Here is a 13,330-nt window from a genome sequence, read left to right as displayed (position 1 = left end):
CGTGATAGGGAATCTCGCTTTCCAATCAACTACCAACACCACAACTCCCCTCTCTTCTCCAAATTTCAGGCAATAAAAAACCCAGCCGAAGCTGGGTCTGTTTAGCGCTCATCTCTCACCACGAGCTAATTTGTGGAAGCCTAACGTCAACACTATCGGTCAACGTGGCTTTTCAATCGATTAACCTAGTAGGCTAAGTGCCGAGTTCGGTGCTTGCTTCGCTTGAGCAAGAATCGAGCTTGAAGCTTGAGAAAGGATCTGAGACTTAGTCATCTGAGTCGTTTCTTTCGCGAAGTCGGTATCTTTAATACGGCTCTTAGATGCGTTAACGTTCTCGTTAATGTTGTCTAAGTTGCTGATAGCGTGGTCGAAACGGTTTTGGAAAGCACCTAGCTCAGCACGGTGACTGTCTACATACTTAAGGGCCGCATCGATTACTGCTACAGACTCTTGTGCGCCGCCAACAGATGTTACGTCGATAGTATCAACCGTTACGTCTTTAGCTGCTTGAATACCTAGCTCGCCCGCAAGACCGCCAGAGAAAGACACATCGCCGCTCACTTTGTTGTTGCCTGTGAACATTTGTAGCTTGCCGTCTTCAGTAACAGACGCTTTAACAGAATCTTGTTGACCGTTGATGTAAGTCGCTAGCTCTTCGATGTCATCACCCGCTTTTGCGCTGATGTCGATTTCTTGTGCTTGGCCGAAGTTGTCAGTGAACGACAGTTTTAGGTCGTTAGAGCCCGCTTGAACGTTCCAGTCTTTGTCTTTCGCGTTCTCAGTTTGGTAGCTCTTACCACCCATCTGAGCGTTATCAGAGCGCATGTCTTTCAGTTGAAGCATTACAGCTTCACCGTTATCCGCACCGATTTGGAATGATTTAGTACCGTGAGTACCGTTAAGCAGCTTGTTACCACCAAAAGACGTCGTTTCCGCGATACGGTTCAGTTCGTCGTTCAGTGCTGTTACTTCTTCTTGAATCGCTACACGCTCAGATTTTGAGTTTGAGCCGTTTGAAGATTGTAGAGACAAATCACGCATACGTTGCAGGATGTTAGTCGTCTCGTTCATTGCACCTTCAGCAGTTTGTGCAATTGAGATACCGTCGTTCGCGTTACGTACAGCAACATCAAGGCCACGACTTTGAACGTTCAAACGGTTCGAGATTTGTAGACCCGCAGCGTCATCTTTTGCGCTGTTGATTTTTGAGCCAGAAGCTAGACGCTCCATTGATGTTTGTTGTGCGCTGTTTGCATTGTTTAGGTAACGTTGCGCTGTCATCGCTGAAACGTTTGTATTTACATTCACTGCCATGGTGACTTCTCCAATTGATTTTCCGGTATAGCGGTTTCCGACGTCTCGGAAAACCAAGTAGTTATCTCTAAGTTACTTTTAATAACGGCGTGATTGGCGAAACCTTTAGGAAAAAAACAACAAATTTAAAGAAATAGCGGTAAAACAGAAGAAAGCGTGACTGGTCGTAAAATTATAGAAAAAAGATGAGAAAATCGCTAAAGTTGCCGGGAAGTCAGTCGAGTGAGAAATTGTATTTTTATTCGCCAAAAAGCACCGGCCAAGCTGAAATGCTTTTATAAGATTGTAGGTAATTCATTAACCTAATAACGTTAAAGCTAGATTCGGCGCTTGCTTGGCTTGAGCGAGTATCGTTGTGCTCACTTGCTGCAGTATTTGTTGCTTGAGCATTTGAGTGGTTTCTTTGGCGTAGTCGGTATCTTTGATTCGACTGTTTGATGTCGCCAAATTCTCATGAACGTTTTCAAGATTGTTAATGGCATGATCAAAGCGGTTTTGCATTGCCCCTAATTCAGAGCGATGGCTATCGACATACTTCATCGCCGTATCCAAAATAGAGACGGCGCGCTGAGCACCACCCACATCCGTTACATTGATGTCATTAACTGACTCGTAATAGCCCGCTGACATCGAAAGCTCACTGGCTAATGAACCTGAAAAAGAGATGGTACCCGCGGTATCTTCACCTGACATATAAATCTGAAGTTGTCCGTCATCATTAACAGAAGCCGATAAGAGATCCGTTTGACCATTAATGTAAGTCGCCAACTCTTCGATATCATCGCCCGCTTTCGCATTAATGGTGATCTCTTGAGGCTGACCAAAACGATCCGTAAACGACATCGTCATATCATTCTGGTTTGATTTCACTTCCCATGAATCACTGGCCATGCCATTAGCAACGTAGCTAAAGCCGCCCATGTTGATGTCATCAGTACGCATGCTTTTCAAACCAATCTGCACAGCTTCGCCCGAACTGCCGCCGATTTGAAACGAGGTGTGCCCAAAACTGCCGTTAAGGAGTTTTTTACCACCGAATGAAGTGGTTTCGGCAATTCGATTCAGCTCGTCATTTAACGCGGTGACTTCTTCTTGAATAGCGATTCGTTCCGATGAACTATTCGAGCCGTTACTCGCTTGTAGGGATAAGTCTCGCATGCGCTGCATGATATTAGTGGTTTCATTCATAGCTCCTTCTGCAGTCTGCATAATGGAGATACCGTCGTTAGCATTTCGAACAGCAACATCAATGCCACTCATCTGTGCTTCTAATCGATTTGAGATCTGTAAGCCAGCCGCATCGTCTTTAGCGCTGTTAATACGACTCCCTGAAGCCAAGCGCTCCAAAGATTGGTTCAGCATGTTATTGGCATTAGAGAGGTTTCTCTGGGCCACCAGCGCTGAGACATTGGTATTAACAGTTATAGCCATAGACCTTCGCTTACAAAAAGAGGAATAAAACTCACGATTGCTCTTATATCGACCAATTCATATAAAGCTTTAATAAAAAAGGAGCCCTGAGGCTCCCTTTGTTTATTCTTTTTGAGACGACTTACTTAATCGTTAATGCACTCAACATCTCAGTTGAAGGAGCAAAGTAATACGCGCCAGTCACCGCTTTAGTAAAGCGAAGCAGTTGGTCTGTTTTGCCATCAGTTACGCCGTACATGCTCTCTAACATCGCATCGAAGTTATGACGAACGTTACAGTAAGCAATGAACAATAAGCCGTGGTCGCCCGTAGCAGTACCGTAAGGTAGACTGTGGCGAACAATCTTAAGCCCCTTGCCTTCTTCTTTGATATCCACACGGCCAACGTGAGACGCCGCAGGAACATCATCTAACTCAATTGAATCAGGTTTAGTTCGGCCAACCACTTTCTCTTGTGCCGATACATTCAATCGGTTCCAAGCAGGTAGGTTATGCACAAAACGTTGCACCATCACATAACTACCACCAGCGAACTCACCTTCAGGCACAATCGCCACTTCAGCGCGCTGTGCGTCTTTCGGGTTTTCTGTGCCATCAACGAAATCGGTCATGTCACGTGAATCTAGGAAGCGGTAACCGTAGGTTTCATCTACTACTTCAACGTCCGCTGCTACTTCAGATAGCAATTTACGTAGGATGAAGAAGTGCAGATCGTGTCGATTTGAATGACAGTGAATCAGAACATCAGACAATGTGCTCGGTGCAGTGACGTCACCCTCACCAAGCGCAGGGAAATCAATTAGATCAGAGGGAGCAGCTTGCTCGAACTTATCCCAAAAAGCTTTTGAGAACGCAACCGACGCCGTTAAGTTCGCATCTGGTTGAGTTTGGTTAAGCTCGTCGATTAGAGTCGGAAGCTTTTGAATTTCAGCTAATACGTTAGCAGCGTTAGCATTCACTTTTAATTGAACGTAAAGAGCGAAAGGCCCAGCTTCTGGCAAGATAGCACTTTGAACGTTAGGCTGCTCATTTGAGATGTTAAGCATAGATTAATCCTTTCATTTTTAGCTTCTAAGTATAATTGTGAATGGGACAAATGTTTTGATAAGAATCAGTCTTCGAGCTCAACCACTTTAAAGCAATCCCTAGCGGCATGACTATTGGTTAGAAAAAGCGCTAACCATAGGAGCAACAACAGGGTGATGCCATTTGACCAACGGAACCATCCGTTATCCAAATAGATTAAATAAACGGTATGAGACCCCTGCGCCAAGATAGCCATCATAGTGACCCAACGCCCCCAAGACACGACTTTATTGAGGCGTTTTCTATCTGGTGTTCTAAGTCCAAACAACCACATCAGTAGCAAGCTAGGGATACTTAAAGCAATTCCGACATAAAACATCTGATGGTCAGGGTAAATTATTTCGAGGATATCCGTTCCCGACTCTCGGCTTGCGCCAGCAACAATGAAAACGACCAAAGCTTTCGCCAGAAATAGCCAACCTAACCATAATAAGATCGGGGCTTTCAAAAAGCCGTGTTTGTCGTATTGTTCTATGGAGTACCGCACAAATCTCACTTTCACTTATTTTCAAACCAACACTTTAACGCAAATCATTCATACTTAACTAGGTTTGCGTTATCTTATTGGTTAATCCGTTTTAATTATCGAACTCAGTATGAAAAAGAAAACTAATACACCGTCTGTTGAATCTCAACAAGAAGCACTGAAGATAGCCAAAGCGACGCAAAAGCCAGCTCAAACCAAAGAACAAACGAAGTTGATTGCTCAAGGTATCGAGAAAGGCATCGCACTTTACAAGAAACAGCAAAAAGAACGCAGTCGCCAAGCTGATAAAGCAAAGAAACGTGTACAGAAAGAGAAGCAGACTCAACAAGCTAATCTAGACGAAGAGAACAATGTAGACACGAGTATTGAAACAACATCAAATCACGCCAGTAAATTGCCGTGGTTACTATTGATCGCAAGCTGGGTTGGTTTCGCGATTTATTTGATGAAATAGCAGGGTTGACGTATGAAAAAGGAATTAGTCGCTTTCACTATGACTGGCATGTTATTAGGGTGCACGACACCGACGACAGTCCCGCATAGCGAAGCTGACCAAGTACAAATGGATTATCACGGACTGATTAATATCAGCAAGTGCGAGTACAAAGGGGAAGTCACCGGCAGCGAAGGCCACTGGTACAGCTACCTATTTTTCCCAAATGACACGCTGATTCAAGGCGCAATGAACGAGTTAAAATTCAACGCCATTGAATTAGGTGCGGACACCGTTATATTCACACTTCCCCAAGACTTTAGTACTTCCGTCACTATGCTTGGCACAGCCTATCTGTGTAAGGGATAAAGTTAATCAGTAAATCGGCATCTCGATATGCTTTGATTTTATGGCGCCCAAAAGAAAGCCAGCTTTCGCTGGCTTATGCACTAAATCCAAGGCTTGTTGCTATATCGCCTTTACGTTCGATCACCCATTGACTATCAAATGGCCCCCAGTCGGATAACTGGTAATAACCATCATTATGACGTCGCCCATCTTGAACAAACATAAGTTCGATACCGATCCCCGGTAACGCCTTGAGTACATCTTGAATAGTACGACGAGGCCAACCCGTTTTTTCGATGAGTTTAGGCACATTTGGCCTATCAAGGCTTTCCACTAACAATGCTAAATATAGCCGCCTTGCAAAAACAGGACTCAACTCCATTGACACCTCCTATATATGTGCAACTCAATTATTTCTTTTTTCGCTGACAACATGTTGAGGCTGATCAATAAGTCTCCAATAGTGACATTTTCTTACTGTTTTTTTTCACTCTATGAAATATTCCTCACTCTATTTTGTCTGAATTGCAGCTTCCTGATAGGATTCAACTCATAACAACGAAATAAAATCACCCAAAGGAAGAATAATGACTATCACTATGTTTGGCATTCCGAACTGCGACACCATCAAAAAAGCAAAAAAATGGCTAGAAGCTGAAGGTATTGAGTTCGAATTTCACGATTATCGTAAACAAGGCATCAACGAAGAGCTGGTAAAAACTTTTTGTTCAGAACTTGGTTGGGAACTGGTGCTAAACAAACGTGGTACGACTTATCGCCAACTGACTCAAGAACAAAAAGACACGCTAACGGAAGAAAAAGCAGTGGCTCTGCTTGTTGAACAACCGGCAATGATCAAGCGCCCAATTTTGAACGTTGATGGCAAGCTTCACATCGGCTTTAAAGCTGATCAATATGCCGCTATTTTTGCGTAATTAGTAGTATTAGAATAAATAACAAAGCGTTGAACCTCCCCTATTCAGCGCTCAACAATTAATGACTAGACGTTTTATTTAAACAAGGAATTCAAGGATGACAGATAGCCCAACTTTGGCTCTGGCAAAAGACCTAATCAGCCGTCAATCGGTAACCCCTGAAGATGCAGGCTGCCAAGATCTGATGATTAAACGCTTAAAAGCATTAGGCTTTGAAATCGAAGTGATGGTATTTGAAGATACGACGAACTTCTGGGCGCGCCGTGGTACAGAAGCGCCTCTCTTTGCCTTTGCTGGCCACACTGATGTTGTACCTGCTGGCCCAATTGAGCAATGGAACACTAAACCATTCGAACCGACTATCGTAGATGGCTTCCTGCACGGTCGCGGCGCGGCAGATATGAAAGGTTCTCTAGCTTCAATGATCGTTGCAGTAGAACAGTTCATTGCTAAACACCCTGATCACACCGGCTCAATCGGTTTCCTTATCACGTCAGATGAAGAAGGTCCTTTCATCAACGGTACGGTACGTGTTGTTGAAGCTCTGATGGCTCGTGGCGAGAACATCGACATGTGTATTGTGGGTGAACCATCAAGTACTGAGTACGTCGGTGATGTCGTGAAAAACGGCCGTCGTGGTTCTATCACGGGTGATCTAACAGTTAAAGGCACACAAGGTCATGTTGCTTACCCTCACCTAGCGAACAACCCGGTACATAGCTCTCTGCTTGCGATCAATGAACTGGCTACTACCGAGTGGGATAAAGGAAATGACTACTTCCCGCCAACCAGTTTCCAAATTCCAAATGTGAGTGCGGGTACTGGTGCTTCAAACGTGATCCCTGGTGAGTTTAATGTTCAGTTTAACCTACGCTTTAGTACAGAGTTAAGCAACGACATCATCGTTGAGCGCATCACAACGACACTCGACAAGTATGATTTCGAATACGACCTAAGATGGACATTCAATGGCGACCCGTTCTTAACAGACGCAGGTTCACTGCTTGATGCTATTGTTGATGCAGTGGGTCACGTCAATGATGTGAAACCAGCACTGCTAACGACTGGCGGTACATCTGATGGTCGCTTTATTGCACGTATGGGCGGACAAGTGGTTGAACTAGGCCCTGTGAATGCAACGATTCACAAGGTTAACGAATGCGTGAAGGTAGCCGATTTAGAAAAGCTAACTGACATGTACGAAAGAACATTAGTGAACCTATTCGCTAAATAGTCTTTCATCAGCGATTCATAGCATCCAATTATTGAGAGACTCGTTATGACACCAGAGCAGCTTACCGGACAATCAGATTCTCATCTAGAGCCTAGCCTGATCGGCACCAAGACCTTCTTGGTTCACAGTGAGGTTAAGAATGACCTGAATAATTTGATTGAAGCTGCTCAGCTCGCTGGTTTTAAAATGGAGATTGCCAGTGGCTTTCGCGACTATGAAAGGCAATCTCTGATTTGGAACCGTAAGTTTTCTGGCGAAGCTCCGATATTAGATTCAGAAAGCCAACCTCTTGATGCTTCAAAACTGACCGAACAACAAAAGCTATCGGCTATCCTGAGATGGTCTGCGCTTCCCGGCGCGAGTCGTCATCATTGGGGTTGTGACTTCGATGTCTTTGCTCGTAACCACTTACCTGAAGGCATACATCTGCAATTAGAACCATGGGAATACCTTACTGGCCACCAGCAATCGTTTTACCAATGGCTATCAGTTCATGCTGCACAATTTGGTTTCTTCTTTCCTTACAGCCAAGATTTGGGTGGTGTGGCGATCGAACCATGGCATATCAGTCATCGCAAAGTATCGGAGTCGTGTTTATCACAGTTATCTCCGACTTTACTTGGCAAGCAACTCCAATCTAAGCCAGTATTAGGGTATGAGATTATTATGGAGCAGCTAGACGAGATCTATGCACGCTTCGTAGCGAATATCAGTCATTAGGAGCGCTTATGTTGGAGTGGCTTACAAACCCTTGGGTTATCATCATCATCGTAGTTAGCGTTGTTGTGGGTAACATCGCAGCGCTCAAACAGACAGCCAATATGGATCTGACGGGGCGTGGTAAAACTGAGCGAGATTTAGATAAGCTCAATCGCTCGGATAAACTTAACCAAGAGAAAGCTGAAAAAGAAGAATCCAAAGACAATAAAGACGCATAGCCTTTTGCTTTGGCTAATCAGCTTGATTGACCAATTTTGATTGACCAATGTAGCCTGATGACAACGAATACAATAAAAAAGAGGACACAGTGTGTCCTCTTTTTTATTTGCTTTTGCTAATCACAAGGCTGATTTAACTCAGCTTGTGACGGCTTGAATGACTACTCAGCTTTCGCTTCTTTGTCATCTTTGGTTTGGTCAGCAATATGCGCTAATACCGGAACCATAGACTTAAGCAGCTCTTCTTCTACTGGCTTACCTGATGCATCCGTTACGTTGATTGACGTACGGTTGCCAAGGTCACCAAATAGGAAGTTGTAAGTGCCTGGCGCTAAATCGATAGGCTGTAGGCCAATTTCTTCCCAGAACTCATCATCTGGTGCTGCGTACTTCGCCTTCACCGTACCCTGAGATTGATTGCGTTCTTCAAGCTCAAAGCCCATAGCAGGCAACAAGTTAGGCAGGCGCTGCCAGAATACATTGTATGGTGTACGAGCAATAATCACAGGGAAACCACTGCGGTCCGCACCCATTGAGATTGGGATTCGCTTCACCAACTCTTGCGCTTTCAGCGCTGCTTCAGCACGAAGGTTTTCATCGTACTTAGCCATAACTAGGTTAGTCAGAAACGCGTTGTAACGCTCTTTATTGGTTGCCGTTACCGGTTTCTCTTCAGTACCTTCACGCCAATCAATCAGGTTAATCTTGAAGCCGTGACGGTTGTTCGCTTGGAAACGAGACATAGAGTAACGACTACCAATCTCTACGTCTTCATCTTCAGAAACCCAAGTTACCCAATCGGTCTCAATCTCATTCTCTGATTGCTCACGAATACCAATGCCACGCTGAGCCAGCATATCTACAGCCGTTTGCCACACGCGGTCTGCCTCTTCTGCGCGAAGAAGCCATAGTGTCACTTCACCGTTTTGACGCTCAGCACGAGCACCCGGGATCAGTTCAAGAACCTGTTGCGGTGGACGAATATCCACTTCACGACCAGTACCACCACTGAATTCACCGCTTGGGATGTCAAAATTTGGGTAGAACTGAGGCTGAGCATCTACAGGCAATTGCCATTGTGAAAACTCAGGTGTTTCTAAGTATTCGAAATCATCTTTGGCTTGGCGACGTTGAGTCGGGTTGCCAGAACATGCTGTAAGAACGAAAACAGCCAGTGACCCAATCACTAGCTGGTGAGAATACTTCATTTATACTCCTAAATGCCGAAGGTTCGCTTCGGCATCACTTCATACGTTTTAGTAAATGCACGCTTCAGTCATTGCTTGAGCAACAACAGGTTGAGCTGGCTCTGACAGTTCAGTCAGCGGTAGACGTAAGCCACCTTCAGCAATCAGACCCATTTTATGAACCGCCCATTTTACGGGAATAGGGTTAGACTCAACGAACAAATTCTTATGTAGAGGCATCAAACGCTCATTGATCGCTTCCGCTTCTTCAAACTTACCTTCTTTTGCTAGCTTGAACATGGTTGCCATATCAGCGGCTGCAACATTGTTCGTTACAGAGATCACGCCATCGCCACCACGCTTAACAAATTCTAGGCCTGTTAAGTCATCACCACTTAGTAAGATAAAGTCTTCGCCACAAAGTTCACGGTGAATTGCAATTCTGTCGAGATCACCCGTCGCATCTTTCAGTGCAACGATGTTTTCGATCTCAGCAAGACGAGCAACCGTTTCTGGCAACAAGTCTACCGCAGTACGACCTGGAACATTGTATAGAATTTGTGGAACGTCACTGACTTCAGCAATCGCTTTGTAGTGTTGGTACAAACCTTCTTGAGTCGGTTTGTTGTAGTAAGGCGTTACGCTCAGGCAACCAGCAATACCAGAACCATTCAACAAACGGCTGAATAGAACAGATTCATGAGTTGCATTTGCACCTGTACCAGCGATAACGGGAATACGACCATCAGCAAATTCAACGATCTTGTTGACGACTTTGACATGCTCTTCAATAGTGAGTGTTGAAGACTCACCTGTTGTGCCAACCGCAACCAGACCATCACTACCTGCAGCAATATGGTGCTCAACTAACTTTTTAAGGCTGTCGAAATCCACTTCACCATCTGTATTAAATGGCGTAACTAGCGCAACGATACTTCCTGAAAACATGTCTATCTCCCTTAATTTATTCTTTTTGCATGTTACTGTAAGCCAATCAATAAACACAAGACATTAAAGTGGCTTACCGGCAACATCTGCATTAAATATTGTCGTATGTTTGAGGTAAAACGACTTCTAACGGCGTTCTACCTAGAATTTGGGTAACCTGCACTCAATCTAGCGGATAGCACATCACTGGATGTCAGTAACAAGTAAGCTGTGCTCTCATCGCTCTATCTCATTTTTTAACGCGCTCGATATTCTTATCATTGGTTGCATGTTCGAAGCAAGGTCGCACATAAAAAGCCCCGCACGCACGCTTATTCCACGAGCTAACTGTGCTAACATGCATGAATCAATGGAATATAAAGAGACGTGATTTTATGACTCAACATCTAGTAATCACAGCTGTGGGCACTGATCGCCCAGGTGTATGCAACCAAGTGGTTCATTTAGTCACCCAATCAGGCTGTAACATTATTGATAGCCGTATCGCCCTGTTTGGCGAAGAATTTACGCTTATCATGCTGCTGTCTGGAAAGGCAAACAACATTACCCGCGTTGAAACCACCTTGCCCTTGCTTGGACAAGAGCACGACTTGATTACGATTATGAAGCGAACCTCAACTCATGATGTTATTGAGAACTCTTACACAGTAGAGGTGTTCGTTGAGTCAGACGATAAAATCGGACTTACTGAGCAGTTTACCCAGTTCTTCGCAGACCGAAACATCGGCCTCGATTCGTTAAGTGCACGAACCATCAATAAATCTAAGGTTCAACTCGACAACGACCAATTCCATATCTCTATTACCGCTTCTGTGCAATCAGAATGTAATTTGATGCAGCTACAAGAAGAATTCGATTCGCTGTGTCAGAGCCTATCAGTCCAAGGCTCGCTCAACTTTATCAAAAACAGTCTTTAAAAAGGAAATGTCATGAATACGCTAACGGCTGGTGTTCCAGCACCTGCTTTTTCTCTTCCAGATCAAGATGGCAATATCGTATCTCTTGGGGACTTCAAAGGTAAAAAAGTACTTTTCTATTTTTACCCTAAAGCAATGACTCCAGGTTGTATTGTGCAAGCGGAAGGCCTGCGTGATATCAAAACACAGCTTGATGACCTAAATGTGGTTGTTCTAGGTGTGAGTGTTGACCCAGTAAAACGTCTACCAAACTTCGTTGAGAAGAAATCTCTAAACTTCACCCTGCTATCTGATGAAGACCACAGCGTTGCTGAACAGTTTGGCGTTTGGGGCGAGAAAAAATTCATGGGTAAAATCTACGACGGTCTGCACCGTATTAGCTTCCTAATTGATGAAGAAGGTCAGATTGAACATGTCTTCAACAAGTTCAAGACTAAGACTCACCACGAAGTGGTTCTAGATTACTTCAATCAAGAAGCTTAAGGGCGATTTGAGTGAGTTAATGACTTAGATTCATCACTTTCTAAGGCAATAGCAACACTCATTAAGCTAATGATTAAGCTAAGAGCAAAAAGGCCGAACATCATGGATGTTCGGCCTTTTTCTATAACAAGATCAATTACTTTTGATGTTCGGGGTCATCGTCTAATGCGTGACTCGGTAAGGCATTCCAAACCGCCTTAACTAACGTTGCCAACGGGATAGCAAAGAACACGCCCCAGAATCCCCACAGTCCACCAAACACTAACACGGCAACAATAATGGCCACTGGGTGCAGGTTCACCGCTTCAGAGAAAAGAACAGGAACGAGCACGTTACCATCTAGCGCTTGGATAATACCGTAAGCGAGAAGCAACCAGTAAAACTGAGGCTCTAATCCCCACTGGAACAAGCCAACAATCGCTACTGGAACAGTCACAGCCGCCGCGCCGATATAAGGAATCAGTACTGAGAAACCAACCGCGACAGCCAACAAGACTGAATAACGCAGATCCAGAATCGCGAAGGTTACGTAGCTGACACCACCAACGATTAAAATCTCTAAGACTTTACCGCGAATATAGTTCGAGATTTGCTGGTTCATCTCTTCCCATACTTTGGTCGCTAAACGACGATTTCGAGGAAGTACACCGCTCGCCATTCTGATCATCTCTTCTTTGTCTTTTAACAAGAAGAAAATAAGCAGTGGTACAAGAATCAAGTAAACCACTAAGGTCGCTAAGCTCACAAGAGAAGCAAGAGAACCTTTGACAACACTTTCACCAAAACCTAACGCTTTGTTCTTGGCGTTAGACATAATGGACTCAACGATCTGCAGGTTAGCTAATTCTGGATAGCGTTCAGGAATCGTCGCAATGAAGTTTTGCAAGCTGCCATACATGCTTGGGATATCATTAATTAGATTGCCCACTTGTTGCCAAATGGTTGGTACCAAGCCAAAGATCGCAAGTAGCATCACGCTAAAGAACATCATGATCACCAACATCACCGAAGGCGTTCTTGGAACACCGAGTCTTTGAAGTTGGGTAACAGGCCACTCAAGCAAATAAGCCAACACAATCGCAACCAAGAGTGGCGCAATTAGGTGACCAAAGAAGTAGATCGTAATAAAGCCGAAGAGAATGATGGCAACCAAACTGACAGCATGGGGATCAGAGAAACGTCGTTTATACCAACGATTGACCATTTCAAGCATCTGACTGCAATTCCTTTTTAGTGACGAGGAGATGATGGTAATTAGAGCAAACCTCAGTGATGACGTCATAGGCTTGCTTAGACAAATAAGTAACAATATCTTTCATCGAACTGTTATCAGACACATAAATTGACAATGACTGCCCTACTTCTAACTTTACACTGTGACGCTTGGCTAATAATAGCGCCATTGGACAGCGCTCTTGGCGTAAATCTAGAATATTAGGTGTCATTCTTGAGCTCGATGCTTATTATAAGGGTCGTATTGTAATCTGTTTTTGAAAACGCGCCATCATTCATTCATCCTCCTTCATGATAGCGCACGCACTTGGCAAAGGTTAAATCAGATAAAGAACCAATTTCCATTGCACTTGTCTT

The 13,330-nt window shown here is 44.2% G+C and carries 17 protein-coding genes; 8 read left to right on the top strand and 9 right to left on the bottom strand.

Features of this window, described 5'->3' with window-relative positions:
- Positions 1-180 precede the first annotated feature (180 nt).
- The 4 genes from AB4512_RS05000 to AB4512_RS04985 form a co-directional block, all read right to left on the bottom strand.
- Positions 181-1,314, bottom strand: a complete 1,134-nt coding sequence (locus AB4512_RS05000) for a flagellin (RefSeq protein WP_102300543.1) — start codon at positions 1,312-1,314, stop codon at positions 181-183.
- Between the two features lie 297 nt (positions 1,315-1,611).
- Positions 1,612-2,745 carry a flagellin gene (locus AB4512_RS04995; RefSeq protein ID WP_017063389.1) on the bottom strand — a complete coding sequence of 378 codons (1,134 nt, stop codon included), beginning with the start codon at positions 2,743-2,745 and terminating at the stop codon, positions 1,612-1,614.
- A gap of 121 nt (positions 2,746-2,866) precedes the next feature.
- Positions 2,867-3,790, bottom strand: coding sequence for a Dyp-type peroxidase (locus tag AB4512_RS04990; protein ID WP_102326347.1), 924 nt, complete (start codon positions 3,788-3,790; stop codon positions 2,867-2,869).
- A 65-nt stretch (positions 3,791-3,855) separates the two neighbouring features.
- Positions 3,856-4,317 carry a DUF2919 domain-containing protein gene (locus AB4512_RS04985; protein WP_032500395.1) on the bottom strand — a complete coding sequence of 154 codons (462 nt, stop codon included), beginning with the start codon at positions 4,315-4,317 and terminating at the stop codon, positions 3,856-3,858.
- A 109-nt stretch (positions 4,318-4,426) separates the two neighbouring features.
- Here AB4512_RS04985 and AB4512_RS04980 point away from each other — a divergent pair, with 109 nt between their 5' ends.
- Together AB4512_RS04980 and AB4512_RS04975 are read left to right on the top strand one after the other, a co-directional pair.
- Entirely contained in the window at positions 4,427-4,771 is a 345-nt protein-coding gene (locus tag AB4512_RS04980; RefSeq protein ID WP_017110359.1) for a DUF2956 domain-containing protein, read from the top strand.
- Positions 4,772-4,783: 12 nt separating this feature from the next.
- Positions 4,784-5,119 carry a DUF4156 domain-containing protein gene (locus AB4512_RS04975; RefSeq protein ID WP_229633341.1) on the top strand — a complete coding sequence of 112 codons (336 nt, stop codon included), beginning with the start codon at positions 4,784-4,786 and terminating at the stop codon, positions 5,117-5,119.
- 73 nt (positions 5,120-5,192) lie between these two features.
- Here AB4512_RS04975 and AB4512_RS04970 read toward each other — a convergent pair whose 3' ends face one another.
- On the bottom strand, positions 5,193-5,480 hold the full coding sequence (locus AB4512_RS04970; protein WP_029223467.1) for a helix-turn-helix domain-containing protein: 288 nt from the start codon (positions 5,478-5,480) through the stop codon (positions 5,193-5,195).
- A 205-nt stretch (positions 5,481-5,685) separates the two neighbouring features.
- Here AB4512_RS04970 and AB4512_RS04965 point away from each other — a divergent pair, with 205 nt between their 5' ends.
- The 4 genes from AB4512_RS04965 to AB4512_RS04950 all read left to right on the top strand — a co-directional run bounded on the left by AB4512_RS04965 (position 5,686) and on the right by AB4512_RS04950 (position 8,205).
- Positions 5,686-6,033 (top strand): ArsC family reductase, encoded by a 348-nt coding sequence (locus tag AB4512_RS04965; RefSeq protein WP_065103115.1) that lies wholly within the window; start codon positions 5,686-5,688, stop codon positions 6,031-6,033.
- Positions 6,034-6,130: 97 nt separating this feature from the next.
- Positions 6,131-7,267 carry a succinyl-diaminopimelate desuccinylase gene (gene dapE, locus AB4512_RS04960; protein ID WP_372174546.1) on the top strand — a complete coding sequence of 379 codons (1,137 nt, stop codon included), beginning with the start codon at positions 6,131-6,133 and terminating at the stop codon, positions 7,265-7,267.
- A gap of 45 nt (positions 7,268-7,312) precedes the next feature.
- Positions 7,313-7,987: a M15 family metallopeptidase gene (locus tag AB4512_RS04955; protein ID WP_017063385.1), complete on the top strand. Its 675-nt coding sequence runs from the start codon at positions 7,313-7,315 to the stop codon at positions 7,985-7,987.
- Between the two features lie 8 nt (positions 7,988-7,995).
- Positions 7,996-8,205 (top strand): DUF2897 family protein, encoded by a 210-nt coding sequence (locus AB4512_RS04950; protein ID WP_017060702.1) that lies wholly within the window; start codon positions 7,996-7,998, stop codon positions 8,203-8,205.
- 161 nt (positions 8,206-8,366) lie between these two features.
- Here AB4512_RS04950 and bamC read toward each other — a convergent pair whose 3' ends face one another.
- Positions 8,367-9,413, bottom strand: a complete 1,047-nt coding sequence (gene bamC / locus AB4512_RS04945) for an outer membrane protein assembly factor BamC (RefSeq protein ID WP_372148755.1) — start codon at positions 9,411-9,413, stop codon at positions 8,367-8,369.
- 48 nt (positions 9,414-9,461) lie between these two features.
- A complete protein-coding gene (dapA, locus tag AB4512_RS04940) occupies positions 9,462-10,340 on the bottom strand; it encodes a 4-hydroxy-tetrahydrodipicolinate synthase (RefSeq protein ID WP_017060704.1) in 879 nt (292 codons plus the stop codon).
- A 374-nt stretch (positions 10,341-10,714) separates the two neighbouring features.
- Here dapA and AB4512_RS04935 point away from each other — a divergent pair, with 374 nt between their 5' ends.
- Positions 10,715-11,257, top strand: coding sequence for a glycine cleavage system protein R (locus AB4512_RS04935; protein WP_017060705.1), 543 nt, complete (start codon positions 10,715-10,717; stop codon positions 11,255-11,257).
- Positions 11,258-11,269: 12 nt separating this feature from the next.
- Positions 11,270-11,740 (top strand): thioredoxin-dependent thiol peroxidase, encoded by a 471-nt coding sequence (bcp, locus tag AB4512_RS04930; protein WP_017060706.1) that lies wholly within the window; start codon positions 11,270-11,272, stop codon positions 11,738-11,740.
- A gap of 136 nt (positions 11,741-11,876) precedes the next feature.
- Here the strand turns inward: bcp and AB4512_RS04925 are convergent, their stop codons facing one another.
- The gene (locus AB4512_RS04925; protein ID WP_372174544.1) at positions 11,877-12,953 is read right to left on the bottom strand and encodes an AI-2E family transporter; all 1,077 of its coding nucleotides are present in this window, start codon (positions 12,951-12,953) and stop codon (positions 11,877-11,879) included.
- Positions 12,946-13,185: a sulfurtransferase TusA family protein gene (locus tag AB4512_RS04920; protein ID WP_017060709.1), complete on the bottom strand. Its 240-nt coding sequence runs from the start codon at positions 13,183-13,185 to the stop codon at positions 12,946-12,948. The genes AB4512_RS04925 and AB4512_RS04920 overlap by 8 nt, the downstream gene beginning before the upstream one ends.
- Positions 13,186-13,330: the final 145 nt, after the last annotated feature.

It is taken from the genome of Vibrio sp. 10N.222.52.B7, from assembly GCF_041474275.1.
GTDB classification, from domain to species: Bacteria; Pseudomonadota; Gammaproteobacteria; order Enterobacterales; family Vibrionaceae; genus Vibrio; species Vibrio crassostreae_C.
The sequence above is the reverse complement of the archived record's forward strand: the minus strand, read 5'-3'. Positions and strand labels throughout refer to the sequence as shown.

What these genes read in the sequence shown, in the direction of transcription:
- bamC (WP_372148755.1), bottom strand. Translation starts at nt 9,413, where the DNA reads ATGAAGTATTCTCACCAGCTAGTGATTGGGTCACTGGCTGTTTTCGTT.
- AB4512_RS04995 (WP_017063389.1), bottom strand. Translation starts at nt 2,745, where the DNA reads ATGGCTATAACTGTTAATACCAATGTCTCAGCGCTGGTGGCCCAGAGA.
- AB4512_RS04950 (WP_017060702.1), top strand. Translation starts at nt 7,996, where the DNA reads ATGTTGGAGTGGCTTACAAACCCTTGGGTTATCATCATCATCGTAGTT.
- bcp (WP_017060706.1), top strand. Translation starts at nt 11,270, where the DNA reads ATGAATACGCTAACGGCTGGTGTTCCAGCACCTGCTTTTTCTCTTCCA.
- AB4512_RS04990 (WP_102326347.1), bottom strand. Translation starts at nt 3,790, where the DNA reads ATGCTTAACATCTCAAATGAGCAGCCTAACGTTCAAAGTGCTATCTTG.
- AB4512_RS05000 (WP_102300543.1), bottom strand. Translation starts at nt 1,314, where the DNA reads ATGGCAGTGAATGTAAATACAAACGTTTCAGCGATGACAGCGCAACGT.
- AB4512_RS04925 (WP_372174544.1), bottom strand. Translation starts at nt 12,953, where the DNA reads ATGCTTGAAATGGTCAATCGTTGGTATAAACGACGTTTCTCTGATCCC.
- AB4512_RS04955 (WP_017063385.1), top strand. Translation starts at nt 7,313, where the DNA reads ATGACACCAGAGCAGCTTACCGGACAATCAGATTCTCATCTAGAGCCT.
- AB4512_RS04965 (WP_065103115.1), top strand. Translation starts at nt 5,686, where the DNA reads ATGACTATCACTATGTTTGGCATTCCGAACTGCGACACCATCAAAAAA.
- AB4512_RS04975 (WP_229633341.1), top strand. Translation starts at nt 4,784, where the DNA reads ATGAAAAAGGAATTAGTCGCTTTCACTATGACTGGCATGTTATTAGGG.
- AB4512_RS04970 (WP_029223467.1), bottom strand. Translation starts at nt 5,480, where the DNA reads ATGGAGTTGAGTCCTGTTTTTGCAAGGCGGCTATATTTAGCATTGTTA.
- AB4512_RS04935 (WP_017060705.1), top strand. Translation starts at nt 10,715, where the DNA reads ATGACTCAACATCTAGTAATCACAGCTGTGGGCACTGATCGCCCAGGT.
- AB4512_RS04920 (WP_017060709.1), bottom strand. Translation starts at nt 13,185, where the DNA reads ATGACACCTAATATTCTAGATTTACGCCAAGAGCGCTGTCCAATGGCG.
- dapE (WP_372174546.1), top strand. Translation starts at nt 6,131, where the DNA reads ATGACAGATAGCCCAACTTTGGCTCTGGCAAAAGACCTAATCAGCCGT.
- dapA (WP_017060704.1), bottom strand. Translation starts at nt 10,340, where the DNA reads ATGTTTTCAGGAAGTATCGTTGCGCTAGTTACGCCATTTAATACAGAT.
- AB4512_RS04980 (WP_017110359.1), top strand. Translation starts at nt 4,427, where the DNA reads ATGAAAAAGAAAACTAATACACCGTCTGTTGAATCTCAACAAGAAGCA.